The 17,068-nt window shown below is 61.0% G+C and carries 9 protein-coding genes and 2 pseudogenes; 8 read left to right on the top strand and 3 right to left on the bottom strand.

Annotation, left to right across the window (positions count from 1 at the left end):
• Positions 1-286: 286 nt before the first annotated feature.
• Both putA and BFP95_RS07545 read left to right on the top strand, forming a co-directional pair.
• Complete coding sequence (gene putA / locus BFP95_RS07540) at positions 287-4,240, top strand: trifunctional transcriptional regulator/proline dehydrogenase/L-glutamate gamma-semialdehyde dehydrogenase (protein WP_065909714.1); 3,954 nt, start codon at positions 287-289, stop codon at positions 4,238-4,240.
• 214 nt (positions 4,241-4,454) lie between these two features.
• Positions 4,455-6,257, top strand: a complete 1,803-nt coding sequence (locus tag BFP95_RS07545; RefSeq protein WP_065875280.1) for an acyl-CoA dehydrogenase — start codon at positions 4,455-4,457, stop codon at positions 6,255-6,257.
• On the opposite strand, the gene BFP95_RS07550 is transcribed toward BFP95_RS07545, so the two are convergent.
• Both BFP95_RS07550 and BFP95_RS07555 read right to left on the bottom strand, forming a co-directional pair.
• Positions 6,254-6,547: a cell division protein ZapA gene (locus BFP95_RS07550; protein WP_065875281.1), complete on the bottom strand. Its 294-nt coding sequence runs from the start codon at positions 6,545-6,547 to the stop codon at positions 6,254-6,256. The genes BFP95_RS07545 and BFP95_RS07550 overlap by 4 nt on opposite strands.
• Entirely contained in the window at positions 6,544-6,774 is a 231-nt protein-coding gene (locus BFP95_RS07555) for a hypothetical protein (protein ID WP_049710369.1), read from the bottom strand. Before BFP95_RS07555 ends, BFP95_RS07550 begins: the two co-directional genes overlap by 4 nt.
• Positions 6,775-7,116: 342 nt before the next feature.
• On the opposite strand from BFP95_RS07555, the pseudogene BFP95_RS30280 reads away from it, so the two are divergent.
• From BFP95_RS30280 to trxC, 6 genes and pseudogenes are all read left to right on the top strand, one after another.
• A pseudogene (locus BFP95_RS30280) lies at positions 7,117-7,773 on the top strand (MCP four helix bundle domain-containing protein); the annotation flags it as partial.
• A gap of 303 nt (positions 7,774-8,076) precedes the next feature.
• Positions 8,077-8,676, top strand: a pseudogene (locus BFP95_RS30285) (methyl-accepting chemotaxis protein); the annotation flags it as partial.
• A 243-nt stretch (positions 8,677-8,919) separates the two neighbouring features.
• Entirely contained in the window at positions 8,920-10,662 is a 1,743-nt protein-coding gene (locus BFP95_RS07565; protein ID WP_065909718.1) for a potassium/proton antiporter, read from the top strand.
• 53 nt (positions 10,663-10,715) lie between these two features.
• Positions 10,716-14,099: a mechanosensitive channel MscK gene (gene mscK / locus BFP95_RS07570; protein WP_065909720.1), complete on the top strand. Its 3,384-nt coding sequence runs from the start codon at positions 10,716-10,718 to the stop codon at positions 14,097-14,099.
• A 48-nt stretch (positions 14,100-14,147) separates the two neighbouring features.
• A complete protein-coding gene (gene selO, locus BFP95_RS07575) occupies positions 14,148-15,611 on the top strand; it encodes a protein adenylyltransferase SelO (protein WP_065875285.1) in 1,464 nt (487 codons plus the stop codon).
• Positions 15,612-15,823: 212 nt separating this feature from the next.
• Positions 15,824-16,258, top strand: a complete 435-nt coding sequence (gene trxC / locus BFP95_RS07580; protein ID WP_065909722.1) for a thioredoxin TrxC — start codon at positions 15,824-15,826, stop codon at positions 16,256-16,258.
• Positions 16,259-16,388: 130 nt separating this feature from the next.
• On the opposite strand, the gene BFP95_RS07585 is transcribed toward trxC, so the two are convergent.
• Positions 16,389-16,604, bottom strand: a complete 216-nt coding sequence (locus tag BFP95_RS07585) for a DUF6124 family protein (RefSeq protein WP_065879846.1) — start codon at positions 16,602-16,604, stop codon at positions 16,389-16,391.
• Between the last annotated feature and the right edge of the window lie 464 nt (positions 16,605-17,068).

The following is a 17,068-nucleotide window of genomic DNA, read 5'->3' on the forward strand; positions in this document are numbered from 1 at the left end:
TCAACAAAGCAAATAAGGTGCAACCAGTTTCGTGAGAATAAGTTGCACCTTGATGTGAAAAGTGCAAAACACCCCGTTTTTGCTACTTTTCGGAGCAAGAACAGCCAAACTCAGAAGCAAACGCACCAAGGCAGAGCCGATTCCATTGAGGTCCATTTTATTTCAGGTACCCGTGCGAAAATTTCATGCATAAAAAGGGTTGCACCCGGTTGCACCTATGCATGCGCAAAGCTAATCTTGCCGCCAGCTGATGCCACTCGGTAGTGGCACCCATGAGGATAAGAAAATGGCTACGACCACCCTTGGGGTCAAACTTGACGACCCAACCCGCGAGCGCCTCAAGGCTGCCGCGACCTCCATTGATCGCACGCCGCACTGGCTGATCAAGCAGGCGATTTTCAATTACCTGGAGAAACTGGAGGGTGGTGCAACCCTGACTGAACTCAATGGCTTGAGCAGCAAGGAGGCAGACGACGCAGGCGAGGTCCAGAACGACCACGCCCACCAGTGCTTCCTTGAGTTCGCCGAGAGCATCCTGCCGCAGTCCGTACTGCGCGCCTCGATCACCGCCGCTTACCGCCGCCCTGAGCCGGAAGTGGTGCCGATGCTGATCGAGCAGGCTCGCCTGCCGGCCTCGATGGCCGAAGCCACCAACAAGCTCGCCGCCTCGATCGCCGAAAAACTGCGTAACCAGAAAAGTGCCGGCGGCCGTGCCGGGATTGTTCAGGGCCTGCTGCAGGAATTTTCCCTGTCTTCCCAAGAAGGCGTGGCGCTGATGTGCCTGGCCGAAGCGCTGCTGCGTATCCCGGACAAAGGCACCCGTGACGCATTGATCCGCGACAAGATCAGCACCGGCAACTGGCACCCGCACTTGGGCAACAGCCCATCGCTGTTCGTCAACGCCGCCACCTGGGGCCTGTTGCTGACCGGCAAACTGGTCGCCACGCATAACGAAGCAGGGTTGACCTCGTCCTTGAGCCGCATCATCGGCAAAAGCGGCGAGCCGATGATCCGTAAGGGCGTCGACATGGCCATGCGCCTGATGGGCGAGCAGTTCGTCACCGGCGAAACCATCGCCGAAGCCCTGGCTAACGCGAGCAAGTTCGAAGCCAAGGGTTTCCGCTACTCCTACGACATGCTCGGTGAAGCCGCGCTGACTGAGCACGATGCGCAGAAGTACCTGGCCTCGTACGAACAAGCCATTCACTCCATCGGCAAAGCGTCCCACGGCCGTGGGATTTATGAAGGCCCGGGCATTTCCATCAAGCTGTCGGCACTGCACCCGCGTTACAGCCGTGCGCAGTACGAACGCGTGATGGATGAGCTGTACCCGCGCCTGCTGTCCCTGACGCTGCTGGCCAAGCAATACGACATCGGTTTGAACATCGACGCCGAAGAGGCCGACCGCCTGGAGCTGTCGCTGGATCTGCTGGAGCGCCTGTGCTTCGAGCCGCAACTGACCGGCTGGAACGGCATCGGTTTCGTGATCCAGGCCTACCAGAAGCGTTGCCCGTATGTGATCGACTACGTCATCGACCTGGCACGCCGCAGCCGCCATCGCCTGATGATCCGACTGGTAAAAGGCGCGTACTGGGACAGCGAGATCAAGCGCGCCCAGGTTGAAGGCCTGGAAGGCTACCCGGTGTACACCCGCAAGGTTTACACCGACGTTTCCTACATTGCCTGCGCACGCAAGCTGCTGTCGGTGCCGGAAGTCATCTACCCGCAGTTCGCCACGCACAACGCCCACACGCTGTCGGCCATCTACCATATCGCCGGTCAGAACTATTACCCCGGCCAGTACGAGTTCCAATGCCTGCACGGCATGGGCGAACCGCTGTACGAGCAGGTTGTAGGCAAAGTATCCGAAGGCAAGCTGAACCGTCCGTGCCGCGTGTACGCACCAGTCGGCACCCACGAAACATTGCTGGCTTACCTGGTACGTCGCCTGCTGGAAAACGGCGCGAACACCTCGTTCGTCAACCGTATCGCCGACCAGTCCATCTCGATTCAGGAGCTGGTGGCCGATCCAGTGGCCAGCATCGAGCAAATGGCTACGCTGGAAGGCGGCTTCGGCCTGCCGCACCCGCGCATCCCTTTGCCGCGTGACCTGTATGGCAGCGACCGCGCCAACTCGGCCGGTATCGACCTGGCCAACGAACATCGCCTGGCCTCCTTGTCCTGCGCCCTGCTGGCCACCGCTCACAACAACTGGAAAGCGGTGCCGATGCTCGGTTGCGCTTCCAGCAATGAAGCAGCGGCACCGGTACTGAACCCGTCCGACCTGCGTGATGTGGTCGGCCATGTGCAGGAAGCCACTGTCGAAGACGTCGACAACGCTATCCAGTGCGCCATCAACGCGGGTCCGATCTGGCAGGCCACCCCGCCCGCCGAACGCGCCGCGATCCTGGAACGCGCCGCCGACCTGATGGAAGGCGAGATCCAACCGCTGATGGGCCTGCTGGCTCGCGAAGCCGGCAAGACCTTCGCCAACGCCATCGCCGAAGTACGCGAGGCCGTGGACTTCCTGCGTTACTACGCCGTGCAGGCGCGCAACGATTTCACCAATGACGCCCACCGCCCACTGGGCCCGGTGGTGTGCATCAGCCCGTGGAACTTCCCGCTGGCGATTTTCAGCGGCCAAGTCGCCGCGGCCTTGGCCGCCGGTAACCCGGTACTGGCCAAGCCTGCCGAGCAAACGCCGCTGGTGGCCGCCCAAGCCGTGCGCATCCTGCTCGAAGCCGGTATTCCGGAAGGCGTGCTGCAATTGCTGCCGGGTCAGGGGGAGAGCGTGGGTGCGCGCCTGGTCGGTGATGATCGCGTCAAAGGCGTGATGTTCACTGGCTCCACTGAAGTGGCGCGCCTGCTGCAACGCAATGTCGCCGGTCGCCTGGATGCCCAGGGCCGTCCGATCCCGCTGATCGCCGAAACTGGCGGCCAGAACGCGATGATCGTCGACTCCTCGGCGCTGACCGAACAAGTGGTCATCGACGTGGTGTCTTCGGCCTTCGACAGCGCCGGCCAACGTTGCTCGGCCCTGCGCGTGCTGTGCCTGCAGGAAGATTCGGCAGACCGTGTGATCGAAATGCTCAAGGGCGCCATGGCGGAATGCCGCTTGGGTAACCCGGAACGTCTGTCCGTCGACATCGGCCCGGTGATCGACGCCGAAGCCAAGGCCGGCATCGAGAAACACATCCAGGCCATGCGCGACAAAGGTCGCAACGTTTACCAAGTGGCGATTGCCGACGGCGAAGAAATCAAGCGCGGCACCTTCGTGATGCCAACCCTGATCGAGCTGGAAAGCTTCGACGAGCTGCAACGCGAGATCTTCGGCCCGGTACTGCACGTGGTGCGTTACAAGCGCAAAGAGATCGACCAGCTCATCGGCCAGATCAACGCTTCCGGCTATGGCCTGACCCTGGGCGTGCACACGCGTATCGACGAGACCATCGCCAAGGTGATCGACAACGTCAATGCCGGTAACGTCTATGTGAACCGCAACATCGTTGGCGCTGTGGTCGGCGTGCAACCCTTCGGCGGCGAAGGCCTGTCGGGCACTGGCCCGAAAGCCGGCGGCCCACTGTACCTGTACCGCCTGCTGTCAATGCGTCCTACGGATGCCATCGAGCAATCCTTCGTACGTGGCGACGCATTGGCTGCACCGGACGTGCGCCTGCGCGACGCCATGAGCCAGCCGCTGACCGCCCTGAAAACCTGGGCCGACAGCAATAAGTTCAGCGAACTGAGTGCCTTGTGCAGCCAGTACGCCGCGCAATCGCAAAGCGGTATCACCCGCCAACTGGCCGGGCCGACCGGCGAGCGCAACAGCTACGCCATCCTGCCCCGCGAGCACGTACTGTGCCTGGCGGACGTGGAAGGCGATTTGTTGACTCAACTGGCGGCGGTATTGGCGGTGGGCGGTTCGGCGGTATGGCCGGAAACCGAGCTGACCAAGGCGTTGTTCTCACGCCTGCCTAAAGAAATTCAGGCGAAGATCAAGCGCGTGGCCGACTGGACCAAGGATGAAGTGGTGTTTGACGCGGTTCTGCATCACGGTGATTCCGACCAGCTGCGTGCGGTGTGCCAGCAAGTGGCCCAGCGTGGTGGCGCGATTGTTGGGGTGCATGGTTTGTCGCAAGGCGAAACGGCGATTGCGCTGGAGCGTTTGGTGATTGAGCGTGCGCTGAGTGTCAACACTGCTGCAGCGGGCGGTAACGCCAGTTTGATGACCATCGGCTAAACCCTTCCCCCTGTGGGAGCTGGCTTGCCTGCGATGCAAGCGACGCGGTGCTACTGACAGACCGCAGCGATGCCATCGCAGGCAAGCCAGCTCCCACATGGACTGTGCACGCCTTGCGCTGTTGTTTTGCCCCTCCATCACCCAGATCAATCTTGCTATCCAGCCTCCATTCGCGCACTTAGACTCAGGCCAATTCCTCCAAAGGTAAGCCGCCATGTCCGAGACGCTGCTCAGTTCCCGCAATCTGGCTTTCGAGCTGTACGAAGTCCTCGATGCCGAGGGCCTGACCCAGCGCGAGCGGTTTGCCGAGCACAACCGCGAAACCTTCGATGCGGCCATCAGTACCGCGCGCAACATCGCCGAAAAGTATTTCGCCCCTCACAACCGCAAGAACGACGAGAACGAACCGCGCTACGAGAACGGTGCAGCCATCCTGATTCCAGAAGTCAAACCGGCGGTGGATGCCTTCCTTGAGGCCGGGTTTCTCAACGCAGCCCGAAGCTTTGAAGCGGGCGGCATGCAACTGCCCACCCTGCTCTCTCAAGCGTGTTTTGCGCATTTCCAGTCAGCGAACGCGGCGTCCACTTCCTATCCGTTCCTGACCATGGGCGCCGCCAACCTGATCGAAAGCTTCGGCACCGACGATCAGAAACAACGCTTCCTGCAACCGATGATCGACGGCCGCTTCTTTGGCACCATGGCCCTGACCGAACCCCATGCGGGCTCGTCGCTGTCGGATATCCGTACGCGCGCAGAACCTGCGGCGGACGGCACTTACCGGCTCAAGGGCAACAAGATTTTCATCTCCGGTGGCGACCACCCGCTGTCGGAAAACATCGTGCACATGGTGCTGGCCAAGCTGCCGGATGCGCCCGCCGGGGTGAAGGGTATTTCGCTGTTTATCGTGCCCAAGTTCCTGGTCAACGACGATGGCAGCCTGGGCGAGCGCAACGACGTGCTGCTGGCGGGGCTGTTCCACAAGATGGGCTGGCGCGGCACTACATCCACCGCGCTCAACTTCGGCGATAACGGTAGTTGCGTCGGCTATCTGGTGGGTAAACCGCACCAGGGCCTGAGCTGCATGTTCCAGATGATGAACGAGGCACGCATCGGCGTCGGCATGGGTGCGGTGATGCTCGGATACGCCGGCTACCTCTACTCGCTGGAATACGCCCGCGAACGCCCACAAGGTCGCCTGCCCGACAGCAAAGACCCCACAACGGCGCCGGTCTCGATCATTCAGCACGCGGATATAAAGCGCATGCTGCTGACCCAAAAATCCTACGTGGAAGGCGCCTTCGACCTTGGCCTCTACGCTGCACGACTGTTCGACGACACCACCACCCTGGAAACCGAAGCCGAGCGCAAGCACGCCCACGAACTGCTGGACCTGCTCACGCCCATCGTCAAATCCTGGCCTTCGGAGTTCTGCCTCAAGGCCAACGAACTGGCAATCCAGATTCTCGGCGGCCATGGCTACACCCGCGAGTACCCGGTGGAACAGTACTACCGCGACAACCGCCTGAACCCGATCCACGAAGGCACCCACGGCATCCAGTCCCTGGATTTGCTGGGGCGCAAGCTCGCGCAGAACGGCGGCGCGGGGTTGAAGCAACTCATACGACTGATTGCCGAAACCGGTGCACGGGCGCAGGAATACCCAAGCCTGACCGCACTAAGGGAACCGCTGGAACAGTTGGTCAACCGCCTGCAAAGCGTCACCATCGGCCTGCTGACGGATCTCGCCCAAGGCAAGGTCAACAGCAGCCTGGCAAATTCGGCGCTGTACTTGAAGGTGTTCGGGCATACGGTGATTGGCTGGCGCTGGCTGGAGCAGGCGATTCGCGCCGAAGAAGGATTGGCCAGGGGCAATGCGGCGGATGTGGCCTTTTATAAAGGCAAGCTCCAGGCCGCCCGGTACTTCCTGACCTGGGAAGTACCGAGCTGCCATCATGAACTGGCAATTCTGGAGGCACGCGATGACACGTGCCTCGGCATGCAGGATGAGTGGTTCTAAGGCGTTCCGATCGCCTTGGCAATCACATCGACCGTGGCGCTGACTTGCTCTTGGTAACGGTCGAGTTCCTGCTGGTGAGCCTGCTGCATTTCGATCTGCTCGGCGCACAGGTTCAGCGCCGCCAGCACCAGTAATTTGTCACCGATCAGGGTCGGGTACTTTTTCTTGGTGGTGGCAAGGGACGCCTTGAGCAGGGTCACGGCGTGCATCAGGGTTTTGTCTTCCCCGGCCGGTGCCTTGATCGAGTAATCCTCTCCGAGAATCGAAACGACCTTTATCCCTTCACTCATGCGCTGACAGGCCCTGCGCTCACACGCTCAACCAGCGCCTGGATACGGGCGGCGGTAGCGCCGTGCTTTTCTTCCTGCTCCATCAGGTTCAGTTGCAGGCTGTCGTTCTCATCCTTGGCGCGGGCCAATTCCGCCTTGAGGGATTCGTTGGTGCCCAGCAGATCCTGATTTTGTTGTACCAAGTCGCTGACGAGTTGTTCCAATTGGCTGAGGGATGCTTCTAACATTTTGATTTCTCTGGCTTTTCAAAGGGCGGTGACGATAAAGAAAATTCACCTCGGATGCCAGGGTTATCCCTGGCGCGCAGCCCGATTTTTAAGGGCCGGGCCGCACTTTCGAGCCTTAGTGACTGCATTTACCCGATCTGGTTCCTGAATCGACCAAGCCCCTCGTCAGGTGCGACAAAAACGCACACGCCCCTTTAGACTTTAGTCGTACGACCGATAGAGAGGGACACACCGTCTCATGGCCGCACGGATCGCGCTCTCCCCCAGGATTCCCCCATGTCGCTTCGTAATATGAATATCGCTCCGAGGGCCTTCCTCGGCTTCGCGTTTATCGGCGCGTTGATGTTGTTTCTTGGCGTGTTCGCCCTGAACCAGATGAGCAAGATACGAGCCGCTACCGAAGACATCACCCTGGCCAGCGTGCCGAGCATTCGCGCCCTCGATGAGTTCACCCAACTGACGTTGCGCCTACGGGTGCTGTCGTACCGCTTGCTGACTAACCGTGAGCCGGAGGTTCAGCAAAAGACGCTGGAAGCCTTTGAAGTGCGTAATCAGCAGATTCGCACGGCCCAGGGCATCTACGAAAAACTGATCGAGAGCAGCGAAGAGCGTACGGCCTACGACGACTACGTGCGCTTGCTTGGCCAGTACCATCAGATTGAAGAACGCATGAAGAGCCTGTCGCGGGCCAATCAGGTGGAAGAGCTGCGCAGCCTGCTCAATAACGAATTGCTGAGCAACTCCGAACAGGTCAACGCCGTGCTCACGCGCCTGCTGGACATCAATAACAAGATGGCCCTGGCGACTAACAAGGAGGCGGAAGACCAATACACAATGGCCTTCAACATGGTGGTGAGCCTCTTGGTGATCGCCACGCTGCTGACCCTCCTGTTCGCCTGGCTGCTGACCCGCAGCATCACCCTGCCCATTTCCCAGGCACTGGAAGCGGCGGAAGAAGTGGCCGAAGGCAACCTGACTCGCCCGATCAAAGTCGACGGCAACGACGAAGCCGGGCGCCTGCTGGCCGCCATGGCCAAGATGCAGGACAAGCTGCGCGACACCCTGCAACGCATCGCCGGTTCCGCTACCCAGCTCGCGTCAGCTGCCGAAGAGCTGAACGCGGTCACCGACGAAAGCGCCCGTGGCCTGACCCAGCAAAACAACGAAATCGAACAAGCCGCCACTGCGGTCAATGAGATGACCAGCGCTGTCGAAGAAGTCGCACGCAATGCGGTGAGCACCTCCGAAGCTTCGCGCAACGCCACCACCTCCGCCGGTGATGGCCGTGACTTGGTGCAGGAAACCGTCAGCGCCATCGAACGCATGAGCGGCGACGTACAGGCAACCGCCACGCTGATCGGCGACCTGGCCAATGAGTCGCGCGATATCGGCAAGGTGCTCGACGTGATTCGCGGCCTGGCCGACCAGACCAACCTGCTGGCCCTTAACGCCGCGATTGAAGCGGCGCGCGCCGGTGAAGCCGGACGAGGCTTTGCGGTGGTTGCCGACGAAGTACGCGCACTCGCCCATCGTACCCAGCAGTCGACCAGCGAAATCGAGCGGATGATCGGAAGTATCCAGGCGGGTACAGAGCATGCGGTGGATTCGATGCGCAACAGCACCGAACGCGCTGAGTCGACGCTGAACATCGCCAAAGGCGCGGGGATGTCGCTGGATACCATCAATACCGCGATCATCGAGATCAACGAACGCAACCTGGTGATCGCCAGCGCGGCGGAAGAACAGGCGCAAGTGGCGCGTGAAGTGGACCGCAACCTGGTGAACATCCGCGACTTGTCGGTGCAATCAGCGACCGGCGCCAGCCAGACCAGTGCGGCGAGCAATGAGCTGTCACGGTTGGCGGTGGATTTGAATGGGATGGTGGGGCGGTTCCGTCTCTGAAATAAGATTCGCCTGACGACGCCTATCCCTGTGGGAGCTGGCCTGCCTGCGATAGCAATGTGTCAGCCAGCGCCTCTAGCGCCTGACACGCCGCCATCGCAAGCAAGCCAGCTCCCACATTTGGCTTTGCGAAAATCAGAAAAACCTTTTTGACAGCGCAGCAATTCAACAGGTTAGAATCGCTGGCACGCAGACTGCATGGTCAGTTTGCGCCCTGTCTTGTTTGCTCATGGAGTACTGCCTTTGAATGCGACGACCATCAACAGCCTGTTCTTGATCGGCGCGTTGCTGGTGAGTGCGAGCATTCTGGTGAGTTCTCTTTCGTCCCGCCTGGGTATTCCGATCCTGGTGATCATCCTGGCCGTGGGCATGGTCGCCGGCGTGGATGGCGGGGGCATCATCTTCGATAACTACCCGACCGCCTACCTGGTGGGCAACCTCGCCCTGGCCGTAATCCTGCTCGACGGCGGTTTGCGCACCCGGGTCGCGAGTTTCCGCGTGGCACTCTGGCCGGCCTTGTCGCTGGCCACGGTGGGGGTGTTGATTACCACCGGCCTCACCGGTATGGCTGCGGCCTGGCTGTTTGACCTCAATATCATCCAGGGCCTGTTGATTGGCGCCATCGTCGGTTCGACGGACGCCGCCGCGGTGTTTTCGCTGCTCGGCGGCAAGGGCCTGAACGAACGGGTGACCGCCAGCCTGGAAATTGAATCCGGCAGCAACGACCCGATGGCCGTGTTCCTCACGGTCACGTTGATCGACATGATTGCCAGTGGCCAGACCGGCCTGCACTGGAGCCTGCTCACTCACCTGCTCCGCGAGTTCGGCATCGGCGGTATCGTCGGCCTGGGCGGCGGCTGGCTGATGCTGCAGATGGTCAACCGCATCAACCTGGCCAACGGCCTGTACCCGATTTTGGTGATTGCCGGCGGCCTGTTCGTCTTCGCCCTGACCAACGCCCTGCACGGCAGCGGCTTCCTCGCCGTGTACCTGTGCGGCCTGGTGATCGGCAACCGCCCGGTGCGTAGCCGTCATGGCATTTTGCATATGCTCGACGGCATGGCGTGGCTGGCGCAGATCGGCATGTTCTTGGTGCTGGGCCTGTTGGTCACGCCCCATGATTTGCTGCCCATTGCCCTGCCGGCGTTGGGCCTGGCACTGTGGATGATCCTGTTTGCTCGGCCGCTGTCGGTGATGGTCGGCTTGCTGCCGTTCAAGGCGTTTCATGGCCGCGAAAAAGCCTTTATCGCCTGGGTCGGCCTGCGCGGCGCGGTCCCGATCATTCTGGCGGTGTTCCCGCTGATGGCCGGCCTGCCCCATGCACAGCTGTACTTCAACCTGGCGTTCTTTATCGTGCTGGTCTCGCTGCTGGTGCAGGGCACGAGCCTGCCGTGGGTGGCCAAGCTGCTCAAAGTCACCGTACCGCCGGACCCGGCGCCGATCTCCCGTGCGGCCCTGGAAGTGCATGTCACCAGCGAGTGGGAGCTGTTCGTCTACCGCCTGGGCGCAGAAAAATGGTGCATCGGCGCCGCCCTGCGTGAGCTGAAAATGCCCGAAGGTACGCGGATCGCGGCGTTGTTCCGTGGCCAGCAACTGCTCCATCCGTCGGGTAGTACGGTGCTGGAAGTTGGCGATCTGCTCTGCGTGATCGGCCACGAACACAACCTGCCGGCCCTGGGCAAGCTGTTCAGCCAGGCACCGCAACGCGGTTTGGATTTGCGCTTCTTCGGCGACTTCGTACTGGAAGGCGACGCCCAGCTGGGCGCGGTTTCCGCCCTGTACGGCTTGAAGCTGGAGGGCATTGACCCGGACATGCCGCTGAGCCGCTTCATCACCCAGAAAGTCGGCGGTGCGCCAGTCGTAGGCGACCAGGTGGAGTGGAACAACACCATCTGGACCGTCGCGGTCATGGACGGGAACAAGATCGGCAAAGTCGGCGTCAGATTCCCCGAAGGAAGTCGCCCGGGCCCCGGACTCTTCCTCTAAACTGCGGGGCGACAGTTCGCCCCCTTTTTTTTCATTTCGCTCGACCGGTCTCTATGCCAACTCTGCGCACATTTCTCGCCACTGCCCTGCTGGGCTTGACCCTCTGTGTCGGCACCGTCCACGCCGCCGACCCGCCCAGCGCCGACGCCATCCAGCAAACCCTGGACAAGCTGCCCGACCGCAAGCTGCCCGACGCTGACATGAAGGCATTGCAGACGATCCTGCAACAGACCCTGACGTACCTGGGCAACAAACAGGATTACGAGCAGCGCCTGGTCGACCTCAAACGCCAGTTGGAAGACGCGCCGCGACAGACCATCGACAACCAGCGCGAGCTGACCCGGCTCAAGGCCACCAAGATCATCCCGGTCGCCCAGCGCTACGCCACGTTGCCGGTGCCGCAGCTTGAGCAACTATTGGTGCAGCGCAGCACCCAGCAGGGCGACCTGCAGAAAGAACTGGCCGACGCCAACAGCCTGTCCATTGCCGCACAAACCCGCCCCGAGCGTGCCCAGACCGAAATCAGCAGCAGCCAGACGCGCATCCTGCAGATCAATTCGACCCTCAAGGCCGGCAAAGACAACGGTAAAACCCTCAGCGGCGACCAGCGCAACCAACTCAATGCCGAACTTGCCGCCCTGAACGCGCTGATCCCCTTACGCCGCCAGGAACTGGCAGGCAACAGCCAACTGCAAGACCTGGGCAACAGCCAGCACGACCTGATCCAGGAAAAAACCGCGCGTCTGGAGCAAGAAATCCAGGACCTGCAAACCCTGATCAACCAGAAGCGCCTGGCCCAATCCCAGCAGACCGTGACCCAACAGTCCATCGAAGCGCAAAAAGCTGGCGGAAGCAGCTTGCTGGCCACGGAAAGCGCGGCCAACCTTAAGCTGTCCGACTACCTGCTCAAAAGCACTGACCGCCTTAACGACCTGACCCAGAAAAACCTGCAAACCAAGCAGCAGTTGGACATGGTGACCCAGAGCGACTCTGCCCTGGACGAGCAGATCAACGTGCTCAAGGGCAGCCTGCTGCTGTCCAAGATCCTCTATAAACAAAAGCAGGCCTTGCCGCGCCTGACGGTAGACCGCGACCTGGCGGATGACATCGCCAACATTCGCCTGTACCAGTTTGAGGTCAACCAGCAGCGCGAGCTGATCAGCTCGCCCAGTGCCTATGTGGATAACTTGCTGGCCAACCAGGCGCCGGAGGATGTCACCCCGCAACTGCGCCGCACGTTGCTGGAACTGGCCATCACCCGCAGCGACCTGCTGGAGCGCCTGAGCCGAGAGCTGAGCTCGCTGCTGAATGAATCCATCACGTTGCAACTGAACCAGAAACAACTGCTCAGCACCGCCACCACCCTACGGGCGACGCTGGATGAGCAGATGTTCTGGATCCCGAGCAACAAGCCGCTCGACACCGAGTGGCTGGAAACCGTCCCGGCGCACTTGAGCAAGCAAGTCGCCACCCTGCCCTGGGCCTCCAGCGTCAGCGAACTGTATGACGGCCTGACCCAGCGCCCGTTGCTGTTCCTGCCGCTGCTGCTGGTGATCGGTGCCCTGCTGTGGCGACGTAAAGCCCTGTATCAGCGCCTGAGCAAGGTCCACCTGGATATCGGCCACTTCAAACGCGACAGCCAGTGGCACACGCCGCAGGCCATCCTGATCAACATCCTGCTGGCGATGCCGGTAGCACTGGGCCTGGCGCTGTGCGGCTATGCACTGCAAATCGACGCCCGTGGGCAGAACGCCAACCTCGGCGCTGCGTTGCTGCAAATCGCCCAGGCCTGGCTGGTGTTCTACACCGCTTATCGCATCCTGGCGCCGGGTGGCGTGGCGGAATTGCACTTCCGCTGGGAAAAACCCCAGGTCGAATTCCTGCAAGGCTGGATACGCAAGCTCGGGCTGGTGGTGCTGGCGCTGGTGGCCGTTGTGGCGATCGCCGAGCACCAGCCGGCGGCGCTGGCGGACGATGTGCTGGGCATTGGCGTGGTGCTCACGTGCTACGCGCTGATGGCCTGGTTGCTGGGTCGCCTGCTGCTCAACAGCCCAACCCATGAAAAAGCCTCACTGTTTCGCAAGGCGATCGGCCTGCTGTTTACCGCCCTGCCCGTCGCCCTGTTTATCGCCGTGTGCTTTGGCTATTACTACACCGCGCTCAAGCTCAGCGACCGCCTGATCAACACCCTGTACCTGCTGATGTTCTGGCTGGTGATCGAAGCCACCTTTGTACGCGGCCTGGGTGTTGCGGCACGGCGACTGGCCTATGCGCGGGCACTGGCTAAACGCCAGGCCGCCAAGGAAGCCGGTGATGGCGAAGCGGTGATCGAAGAGCCGACCCTGGACATCGAGCAGGTTAACGAGCAGTCGATGCGCCTGATCCGCCTGGCCTTGCTCGGCGGCTTCATCGCGGCGCTGTACTGGGTGTGGTCGGACCTGATCTCGGTATTTTCCTACCTGGACAACGTCACCCTGTACGAATACACCAGCGGCACCGGAGCGAATATCAGCATGGTGCCGATCAGCATCGGCGATTTCCTCGGCGCGTTGATCATCATCGGCATTACCTTCGCACTGGCGCGCAACCTGCCCGGTTTGCTCGAGGTGCTGGTGCTGTCCAAATTGGAGCTGGCCCAGGGCAGCGCCTACGCGACGACCACGCTGTTGTCGTATGTGATTGCCGGCATCGGTTTTGTCTCCACCCTCTCCACCCTCGGCGTGAGCTGGGACAAGTTGCAATGGCTGGTGGCGGCGCTGTCGGTGGGGTTGGGCTTTGGTATGCAGGAGATCTTCGCCAACTTTATCTCCGGCATCATGATCCTGTTCGAACGCCCGGTGCGCATCGGTGACACCATCACCATCGGCAACCTGTCGGGCACGGTGAGCAAGATCCGCATCCGCGCCACGACGATCACCGACTTTGACCGCAAGGACATCATTGTCCCGAACAAAACCTTCATTACCGGGCAACTGATCAACTGGTCGCTGACCGATACCATCACCCGGGTCACCCTGAAGCTGGGCGTGGACTACGGCTCCGATCTGGACCTGGTGAAGGAATTGTTGCTCAAGGCTGCCAGGGAAAACCCACGCGTGTTGAAGGAACCGGAACCGCTGGTGTACTTCCTCAACTTCGGCGAAAGCACCCTCGACCACGAGCTGCGCATGCACGTGCGCGACCTGGGCGACCGCAACCCCGTGCTGGATGAGGTCAACCGCTACATCAACCGTGAGTTCAAGAAGCAGCACATCAACATCTCGTTCCGGCAGATGGAGGTGTACCTCAAGAACATGCACGGCCAGGAGTACAAGCTGGTGCCGGTCGAAGACGAGCGCAAGACCATCGTCGGGCCGGCCCCTGAGCAGGACACCCCCGAGCCGCCAGCCGCCAAAGTCGAAGATGCGCCGGAGCCTCCGCCGAGCAAACTCGACTAACGCCGCTATCCCCAGCAGAATGCTCGGACATTCTGCTGGAGATGGCCGGTGAAAGCCCTCGACGAACTGACCTTCGACAACCGCTTCGCACGCCTGGGCGACGCGTTCTCAACCCACGTACTGCCCGAACCACTCGACGCACCGCGCCTGGTAGTGGCGAGTAACGCTGCCATGGCGTTGCTCGACCTCGACCCGGCCGTGGCCGAAACGCCGGTGTTTGCCGAGCTGTTTGGCGGGCACAAGCTGTGGGCCGAGGCAGAGCCGAGGGCGATGGTCTATTCCGGGCATCAGTTCGGCGGCTACACCCCGCAACTGGGCGATGGCCGTGGGCTGTTGCTGGGTGAGGTGTATAACGAGGCCAGCGAGCACTGGGACCTGCACCTCAAGGGCGCCGGTATGACGCCTTACTCGCGCATGGGCGATGGGCGCGCCGTGTTGCGCTCTTCGATCCGCGAGTTTTTAGCCTCCGAAGCGCTGCACGCGCTGGGTATCCCCAGCAGCCGCGCGCTGTGCGTGATCGGTTCCGACACCCCGGTGTGGCGTGAGAAGCAGGAACGAGGCGCGATGCTGCTGCGCATGGCGCCGAGCCATATCCGCTTCGGGCATTTCGAGTATTTCTATTACACCAAAAAGCCCGAACAGCAGGCACTTTTGGCTGAACACGTATTGAACCTGCATTACCCCGAGTGCCGCGAACAACCAGAGCCTTACTTGGCCATGTTCCGCGAAATCGTCGAGCGCAACGCCGAATTGATCGCCAAGTGGCAGGCGTATGGCTTCTGCCACGGCGTGATGAACACCGACAACATGTCGATCTTGGGCATCACCTTCGACTTCGGGCCGTTTTCGTTTCTGGATGACTTTGACGCGCACTTCATCTGCAACCACTCCGACCATGAAGGACGTTACTCCTTCAGCAACCAAGTGCCGATTGGGCAGTGGAACCTCAGTGCATTGGCACAGGCGTTGACGCCGTTTATCCGCGTCGATGCGTTGAAAGAAGCGCTGGGCTTGTACCTGCCGCTGTATCAGGCGAACTACCTGGATTTGATGCGCCGCCGTCTCGGGCTGACCACCGCCGAAGATGATGACCAGAAGCTGGTGGAGCGCTTGTTGCAACTGATGCAGAACAGTGGCGTTGACTACACGCTGTTCTTCCGCCGCCTGGGAGATGAGTCGGCGGCGCTGGCCGTGGCACGACTGCGCGACGACTTTGTCGACCTGGCCGGGTTTGATGCCTGGGCTGAGTTGTACAAGGCTCGTGTTGAACGGGACGGGGATTACAGCGAGGAACAGCGCCGTGAGCGGATGCACGCGGTGAACCCGCTGTACATCCTGCGCAACTACCTCGCGCAGAACGCCATCACCGCCGCCGAGTCAGGCGATTACAGCGAAGTCCGGCGGCTGCATGAGGTGCTGTCCAAGCCGTTCGAGGAGCAAGCGGGGATGGAGCAATACGCGCAGCGGCCGCCGGATTGGGGCAAACACCTGGAAATCAGCTGTTCCTCATAAGCACTGTAGTGAGCGGGCTTGTCCCGCGCTGGGTGGCGAAGCCGCCCCAATAGAGCCGCCACGGTGTTTCATGAAGATCGCGGTGCTTGGGTTTAGGGCTGCTTCGCAGCCCAGCGCGGGGCAAGCCCGCTCACTACAGGCCTGCGCTTACCTTGATAAACGTCAGCGCCGGCTCCAGATTGAACCCATTGGCCACACCCTAGGAGCCCCTGATGTCCGAATCGCTTGTAATCCCCTGCCCACATTGCAACGGCCTCAACCGCACCCCCGGCGAACGCCTGAGTGACGCGCCCAAATGCGGGCGTTGCAAGCAGCCGGTGTTGTTGAGCAAGCCTTTCGAGCTGAAGCAGGGCGACTATGCCAGCCAGATCAAGGGCGACCTGCCGTTACTGGTGGATGTGTGGGCCGACTGGTGCGGGCCGTGCAAGTCGTTCGCGCCGGTGTTTGAGCAGGCGGCTGGGCAGTTGGAGGGCAAGTGCCGGTTGGCCAAGCTCGACAGCGAGGCCAATCAGCAGTTGTCGGCGCAGTTGGGGATTCGTTCGATTCCCAGCCTGATTCTGTTCAAGAATGGCCGCGAAGTGGCGCGTCAGAGCGGGGCGTTTCCGTTGCCGCAGTTGATGAGTTGGTTGCGTAGCCAGGGGGTATAACCAAATCGTCAAAACATCACCGGCCAATGTGGGAGCGGGCTTGCTCGCGAAGGCGGTGTGTCAGTCGCTGCATTAGCTGACTGAACCACCGCCTTCGCGAGCAAGCCCGCTCCCACATTTGGATCGCGTTTTACCTTGAGGCCACGGGTGCTTCTCGGTCGATCATCTGGCCGACGAGCATTACGCCGAGTTCGCTCAATTGGTGGATGGCCAGGGCTACGTCACGGTGTTCGCCGCTGAGGTCGTTGGACAGGTTGAGTAATAGGGTGCGGACGGAGGAGAAGGTTTCGTAGCTGTTGAGGACGAGGGTTTCGGTGGGGAGGTTGGGGGTGACGGTGAATAACATGCTTTTCGTTCTCTGATAGGGCCACCACCTATTCGCTACTAAACGAGGGCGGCAGCTGTACGCAGGTTAGTAGACCGGGAACGAAAGCAAAAACCGGCGCACCCGAAGGTGCCCTGCGCACAGCCACCATCAGATAGGCGAGAAAACGCCATGCTTTAGGAGCAGTGCACATACTTTCGTCTGTTTGGGCTACTAAACCCGGCCACTGAGAATTCAGCGGCCCGAGAACCTTAGAGACGCCCATCCAGACGCACGAGCCGGGCGATTCTGGCTTACCTGTAGGCAACGTTACAAGGCACCCCCCCTATTGCCAGACCCTTCCTACAGCCTCTGTGGGACAAATCCAAATCCCCCTGCAGGAATGCAATGCAAATGTGGGAGCAACTGTCTTGATGGTTTTCATCAAGCCATTTTTTCCAGAGGCGGCAACGCTCCCACGGCTGTACTCCGTGTAACTGCTTTAG

Origin of the sequence: Pseudomonas sp. 58 R 12, assembly GCF_900005865.1 — a bacterium.
GTDB classification, from domain to species: domain Bacteria; phylum Pseudomonadota; class Gammaproteobacteria; order Pseudomonadales; family Pseudomonadaceae; genus Aquipseudomonas; species Aquipseudomonas tritici.